Annotated in this window: 5 protein-coding genes and 2 pseudogenes; 3 read left to right on the forward strand and 4 right to left on the reverse strand. The window is 73.7% G+C overall.

What is annotated here, in order from left to right; all coding sequences use genetic code 11:
* The 3 genes and pseudogenes from HMPREF3086_RS00885 to recR form a co-directional block, all read left to right on the forward strand.
* Positions 1-1,002, forward strand: a pseudogene (locus HMPREF3086_RS00885) (DNA polymerase III subunit gamma/tau); the annotation flags it as partial.
* Positions 1,003-1,137: 135 nt separating this feature from the next.
* Positions 1,138-1,473: a YbaB/EbfC family nucleoid-associated protein gene (locus tag HMPREF3086_RS00890; RefSeq protein ID WP_007632582.1), complete on the forward strand. Its 336-nt coding sequence runs from the start codon at positions 1,138-1,140 to the stop codon at positions 1,471-1,473.
* A 112-nt stretch (positions 1,474-1,585) separates the two neighbouring features.
* Positions 1,586-2,191 (forward strand): annotated as a pseudogene (gene recR, locus HMPREF3086_RS00895) (recombination mediator RecR); the annotation flags it as partial.
* A 153-nt stretch (positions 2,192-2,344) separates the two neighbouring features.
* On the opposite strand, the gene HMPREF3086_RS00900 reads toward recR, so the two are convergent.
* From HMPREF3086_RS00900 to HMPREF3086_RS00915, 4 genes are all read right to left on the reverse strand, one after another.
* A complete protein-coding gene (locus tag HMPREF3086_RS00900; RefSeq protein ID WP_181365934.1) occupies positions 2,345-3,274 on the reverse strand; it encodes an amidohydrolase family protein in 930 nt (309 codons plus the stop codon).
* A gap of 413 nt (positions 3,275-3,687) precedes the next feature.
* Positions 3,688-4,548: a type 1 glutamine amidotransferase gene (locus tag HMPREF3086_RS00905; RefSeq protein ID WP_109148554.1), complete on the reverse strand. Its 861-nt coding sequence runs from the start codon at positions 4,546-4,548 to the stop codon at positions 3,688-3,690.
* Positions 4,545-5,858: a MurT ligase domain-containing protein gene (locus HMPREF3086_RS00910; protein WP_070719731.1), complete on the reverse strand. Its 1,314-nt coding sequence runs from the start codon at positions 5,856-5,858 to the stop codon at positions 4,545-4,547. Before HMPREF3086_RS00910 ends, HMPREF3086_RS00905 begins: the two co-directional genes overlap by 4 nt.
* Before the next feature lie 44 nt (positions 5,859-5,902).
* A partial coding sequence (locus HMPREF3086_RS00915) for a serine hydrolase (protein ID WP_070719732.1) occupies positions 5,903-6,788 on the reverse strand: 886 nt, incomplete at its 5' end.

Here is a 6,788-nt window from a genome sequence, read left to right on the forward strand (position 1 = left end):
CCGGATCCGCGGCAGCCGGCGGTGTCCAGCCGGGAGCCGCAAGACCAGGCCCCGGAGCCGCACGCCCACGTCCACGCCCAGGCTCCTGCCCGTCCCGACTCGGGCAGCCCGTCGCGCACGGACCGCCCGTCGGCGGAGCCGACACCCGCTCCCCCTCCCGCTCCCGCGCCCGACGCGGGATCGGCGGCGGAGACCGACGACCCGTGGCGGGACCGTCCCGCTCAGCAGCTCGAGCCGGGGGCCCCGTCGCAGCCCGCGCAGCAGTCCTCCGCCCCGGGCTCGCAGTCGCCGACGCCCACCGATCCCGAGTCGGGCCCCGAGGCCGCGCCCGAACCCGGACAGCCGGCGGCTGCGGCTTCGGCTCCCGGTATCGAGGCCGAGGACATCCGCCGCGCGTGGCCGGCGATCCGCGAGGCCGTCCGTACCCGCACCCGCACGGTCGAGGTGATGCTCGCCGGCGCGACGGTCGCGGGCGTGGACGGCCGGGTGATCCACCTGGTCCACGACTACGCGCCACTGGCCAAGCGGTTGTCCCAACCGCACAACGCGACCGCGATCACGGACTCGATCACGGAGGTCGTGGGCGGCGACTGGACCATCCGCTGCACCTCCGGAAGCGCGCCCGCAGGTGCCGGAGGCACCCCGGCCGCCCCGGAGGCGGCTCCACCAGAACCCGGGCGGGGGTCCTCCGCGGGCCCTACTGACGCCCCCGGTTCTCCCCGACAGGGTGAGCCGCGGGGCTGGGAACGTCGTCTCCGCGCCGCGGACGCCACGCAGAGCGGAGCCGGCGGTCCGGGTGGCTACGACGACATCCCGCCTCCGCCCGAGGAACCCGATCCCGAGCCGGGCGAACCGGACAGCCCGCCCCCGCCGCCGGTCAGCGAGGACGAGATGGTCGACGAGGCACGGAGCGGCCCCCAGAATCTCGACCACCGCACCGGCGAGGACATCGCGTTGGCCCTGCTCAAGGAGCACCTCGGGGCCCGTCCGCTCGAGCGCTGACCCACCCGGCCCGCCGCGCGCCGGGGCACGGTGTCCCAGCTGACGGTTACGCTGGACGTCGACCGACCGGGGCCGCCCCGGCAGGACCAGGCACGACCGCACCACCGCCCGCACACCGCCGAAAGGACCCCAGCCATGCAGCCCGGACCCGACATGAACGCCCTGCTCCAGCAGGCCCAGCAGATGCAGGCCCAGCTCGCCGAGGCGCAGCAGGAGATCGCCGCGAGCACGGTCGACGGTCAGGCGGGCGGCGGGCTCGTCACCGTCTCCATGCGCGGTACCGGCGAGGTCACCGGCGTGACCATCGACCCGAAGGTCGTCGACCCTGAGGACGTCGAGACGCTGCAGGACCTGCTCGTCGGCGCGTTCGGCGACGCCCACACCAAGGTGCAGGAACTCGCGGAGTCCCGCCTCGGCCCGCTCGCCTCCGGCGGCGGCCTCGGCGACATGATGGGCGGCCTGGGCATGTGAGCCCGCGGGACCCGGTGTGCACCGGGTCCCGCCACCCGGGGCCGGGGCGCCCCGGGGCCCCGCCACCCGACGACGCAACCGTCGCCGGCCAGCAAGAACACAGGAAAGCGCGATGTACGAGGGACCGGTCCAGAACCTGATCGACGAGTTCGGCAAGCTGCCGGGCATCGGGCCGAAGTCCGCGCAGCGCCTGGCGTTCCACCTGCTGCAGGCCGAGCCCGAGTCGGTCGAACGCCTCCGCTCCGCGCTGCAGGCGGTGGTGGAGGGCGTCACCTATTGCGAGGTCTGCGGCACCGTCGCGGCGGCCGAGCGCTGCCGTATCTGCTCCGATCCCCGCCGCGACCCCACCCTCATCTGCGTGGTCGAGGAGCCCAAGGACATCGAGGCCATCGAGCGCACCCGGGAGTTCCGCGGGCTCTACCACGTGCTCGGCGGCGCGCTCGACCCGATCAACGGCATCGGACCCAACGAACTACGCATCGCCGGACTCATGCGGCGGGTCGGGGCCGAGGTGGAGGGCGAGGAGATCGCCGAGATCATCATCGCCACCGATCCCAACACCACCGGTGAAGCGACCAGCACTTACCTGGCCCGCCTCCTGCGACCGTTCCCCGACCTCATCGTGAGCCGCCTGGCCTCCGGCCTGCCCATGGGCGCCGACCTGGAGTTCGCCGACGAGCTCACCCTGGGCAGCGCGCTGTCCGGGCGTCGCATCCTCTCCGGTGGCCCCGCGCAGCCGGCGCGATCGGGCGGCGTGCTGCGGCCCGAACAGGTCGACCCCGCGCAGCCGGCCGTGCCCGCCCCGGACACGGGCGCCTCGGCCCCGGCCGATCCCGCGAAGGACCCGGAGATCGGCTACCCGGGCACGGAGTCAGAGACCGAAGAGCCGCGCGGCATTTCCGTGCCACACCGCCCGTAGCCAGTCCTCGCCCAGCCCGAGCCCGGCCAGGGCCGCGAGCTGGTGGGCGTACGGGTACGGGATGTTCGGGAAATCGGTGCCCAGGAGCACCTTGTGGCCCAGGTCGGCCAGCCGAGCACGCTCGGCAGGCGGGAAGGGCATGGTCTCCTCCACGAAGTCCGTGAAGGCCATCGTGGTGTCCAAATAGACGTTCTCGTACCGCTCGGCCAGATCGAGGAAGTCCGAGTACTCGCCCATGCCCATGTGGGCGACGATCAGCGGCAGCTCGGGAAAGCGCTCGAGCACGGCGGCCACCGGGTCAGGACCCGTGAACTCTCCCGCCACCGGGCCCGAACCGCAGTGGATGACCGTCGGCACCTGCGCCTCGGACAGCACGCCCCACACCGGGTCCAGTAGCGGATCCCGGGGGTCGTACTCGCCCACCTGGATGTGCGACTTGAACACCCGCGCCCCGGCATCGACGGCATCGCGGACGTAGGCACCCGCGGTCGGCTCGGGGAAGAACGTCGCCGTGTGCAGGCAATCGGGGTGCCGTGAGGCGAACTCCGCGGACCACGCGTTGAGCCACGCGCCCATGTCGGGCTTGTGTGGGTACAGCATCGACGAGAACGCCAGCACCCCGTACGACCGCAGCCGCTCGACCCGCTCGTCCTCGGCCTCGCGGTAGGTAATGGGCCAGGGACGGCCGATCTTGGGCCCGGCGGCATCGAAGTAGTCCCACACCTTGGCCATCACCCGCGGGGGCATGAAGTGCGTGTGCACGTCGATGATGCCCGGCAGTCCGAGTGGCTCCCACATCGCGCGGACCTGCGCCGCCTCGACGGCGGGATCGGGAGGGGTCACGGACCCGGTGAGGGTGGCGGTGCCGTGGTGTTCACACATGCGTCCGAGGGTATGCCAGCGAACCCGGCCCGCCCGGCATTCGCGGCGCGGACTCCGGCGCCACCCCCGAGGCGTAGGCGGGCCGAGCGCCGGGCAGCCACGGGCCATGGGCGACGGGCCACGGGCCGCGGTGCGTTCACCTGGGCCGGCAACGCCACCTCAGCCCGCAACGCCACCTCAACCCGCGACGCCACCTCTCCCGCAACGCCGCCTATCGGATCGCGCTACGCCTACGGGGCCCCATAGGTGGAGTTTCATCCGATAGGTGGCGGGACGGGCTCGATGCCGAAGGGACGAGCCCGCGAGCGGCGGCGCTCCGCTCCCGGCGCAGTAGCTGGTCAACGGCGGGCGGCGCAGATCCACAGCGTCGCTGATCAGCGGCGGGCGGCGCAGGCGATCGGCGGAGGAGCTGCTTAGCGCCGGGCGGCCGCGATCCGCTCCCGGCGCAGCCGCTCCACCGCCGGCACCTCGACCGGCGGCAGCGAGTCCACGCCCAGCGCGCGGCACAGCAGCAGGTCGGCCAGCTCGGGATTGCGGGCCAGCACCGGCCCGTGCATGTAGGTGGCGATGATCGAGCCCTGGACCACGCCCTCGACCAGCCCGCCCGCAGGAACCGACTGACCGGCCGGCACGCCGTTGCCTACACCGGAGGTGACGCGGCCCAGGGGAGCGGCGTCGGGGCCCAACACGGTGGCGCCCATGTGGTTCTCGAAACCCGTGAGCGGCTGCGTCAGCCCTGTGACCTGCGGCGCGACCACCAGCTCGCCGATCGAGCGGGTCGCCTGCGGAGACGTGGTGACGTCCAGCAGGCCGAGCCCGGGCGCGCGCGAGCCGTCCGAGACGACGAACCACTCACCGAACACCTGCATGCCGGCGCAGATCGCCAGCACCGGCGCCCCGCGCTCCACCGCGCGTTGTAGACCCGGCGATGCGGACAGATGGCGGGAGGCGAGCTTCTGCGCCGCGTCCTCGCCGCCGCCGACCGTGTAGAGATCGCACGAGTCGGGGACGGCGTCCTCGAGGGTGATCCGCACGATCTCGGCGTCGTAGCCGCGCCACCTGAGCCGCTGCCGCAGGACCAGCGAGTTGCCGTCGTCGCCGTAGGTGCCCATGACGTCGGGCAGGACCAGACCGATCCGCACCGTCGACTCCGTGGGCCGGGCCGAGTCCGCGGCGACGGTGTCCAGCGGGGAGGCGGACGCCCCCTCCCGACGGGCCCCCGCGTCACGCGGGTCCGGGTTGCTCTCGCCGGCGTGATGCTCGCTCATCGTCACTGCTCCTTCTGGTCCGCGTCGACGGGACGGTGCCCGGCGGCGGCCATGGCCCGCCCGAGGTCACGGAACGCCGTGTAATTGGCCAGCACCTCGACCCGCCCCGGGGGGCAGTGCCGGATCGCCGCCAGCGGATCCGGCTCCAGCTCGTGGCGCACCCCGGCATAGGTGAGCCGCACCGAGAGGTCGGCCGCCCGCTCGCCCGAGGCGTACACGGTCACGCCCTCGAAGCTCTCGAACCGCACGTCCCACAGCCATGACAGGTCCACACCGTCGGCGACCTGCCCGTTCACCGCGATCACCAGGCCGTCGGCGGACGTGTCGATCATGCCGAGCGCCTCCTGCCAGCCGGCCGGGTTCTTGGCCAGCAGCAGGTGCGCGGACCGCCCGTCCACGTCGACCGTCGAGTAGCGGCCGGCCACGTCGTCGACCTGCTCGACCGCCCGGACCGCGGCGGCCGGGTCCGCGCCCATCGCCACCGCGGCCGCCACGGCCTGGGCCGCGTTGCCGCGGTTGGCCCGCCCCGGTATCGCCAGGGACAGGAGAGCCGTGAATCCGTCGGGGCCGTGGATCGCCTCGTCGTCGACCCACCAGTCCGGCTCGGGCCGCGCGAACTCCCGGCCGTCGGGCAGGGTGCCGGTCGACCGCCACCGCACCGCGCCCGTCTCGTCGATCGTCCGCGTGATCGGCTCCCCGGTGCGCGGGCAGCTCACCGAGTCACCCGCCCACGCCGACCCGGCCGCCACCCACACGACCGCCGGGTTGTCGTAGGCCACAGAGGTGATCATGACGTCGTCGCAGTTCGCCACCACCGTGGCCTGCGGCTGAGCGGCCACCCCGGCCCGCAGCCGCCGCTCGATAGCGTTGATCTCGCCCACCCGGTCGAGCTGATCCCGGCTGAGGTTGAGCAGGACGATCCCCTCCGGGGAGGTGTTCTCCGCGACGGCCGGCGTGTGGAGTTCATCCACCTCGATGGCGGCCAACCCGGCCACACTGTCGGCCACGAGGGCGGAGACGATCCCGGCGTCCATGTTGTCGCCGCCGGTGTTCGAGGCGACCCGGCCCACGGTCGACAGGGCGGAGGCGACCATCCTCGTCGTCGTCGATTTGCCGTTGGTCCCCGTGACCAGCACCGTTCGCCGGCCCGCCGCGAGTTGGCGCATGAGACCCGGATCGAGTTTCAGCGCCACGAGGCCGCCGATCATCCCGCCCGACCCGCGCCCCGACACCCGGGACGCCCAGGTCGCCAGCCGGGAGACGGCCACGGCCACCCGGCCGCGGGGGGTGAGTGCGGTGATCGCGCGGGAACTCATGCCGCAGAGTCTAGGCAGCGCGGCGTCCGGGCAGCACGGCCGCCTCAGAACCGCACCGCACCGCCCAGCGCGGTCACCACGTCGTGTCCGAGGTCGGCCGTGACCTCGTCGGGGCCGTTGGACATCCCGTCCGCGGAGGCGATCACGGCGATCGCATAGCGGCCGCTCGCGGTGTTCACCACGGCGATGTCGTGCGATTCGGTGTCGGTCTCGCCGGTCTTGTTGGCGACCGTCCCCGCGGGCAGGCGGTCCGGGAGCTTCCACCGCCGCTCCTGCGCGAGCATCGTGTCCAGCACGATCCGGGCCACGGCGGGCGAGGTCAGCGCCTCGCCCTGCGGAGCACGACCGTCGGCGGCGCGGACGAGTTCGGCCAGGTAGCGGACACTGCCGAGGGGGGTGACGTGGCTCCAGTCGCCGGTCCACTCGTAGCGGAACGCGCCGCCGGTGTGGAACTGGTCGGCCAGGCCCACGCGGTCGGCGATGTCGCCCAGCGCGGTGACGGGGTCGGTGGTGTCGGGCGCCGCGGGGCCGTCCACAGAGAGGTCGTACAGCACGTTGGCGGCGTCGTTGTCCGAGACGGTGATGGCCGCCTCGAGCAGGTCGCCGAGCCGGCCGTACGGGGTCTGCGCCGACGGGTCGGCCTCCCACGCCTCGAGCGCCCCCACCGCGTAGGCCACCTTGATGACCGACGCGGCGTAGCGGGGCTCGTCGCCGCCGGCACACACGACGCGCTCGTCGGGGGAGTCGATCGCCATCACGCACGCCGCGAGTTCGTGGCCGGCGTCCGCGGCGTCAGCCACCGCGGTGGCCACGAGAGGGCCGACCTCGACCCACCCCGCCGGCAGCGGCCGGACGAGCCGGAGCGGATCCGCGACCCGGCCGTCCGGAGGGGAGGAGGCGGTGGGCGACGTGGCCGCGCCGACGGCCGAC

The organism is Dietzia sp. HMSC21D01, assembly GCF_001815995.1.
In the GTDB taxonomy this organism is placed as follows: Bacteria; Actinomycetota; Actinomycetes; order Mycobacteriales; family Mycobacteriaceae; genus Dietzia; species Dietzia cinnamea.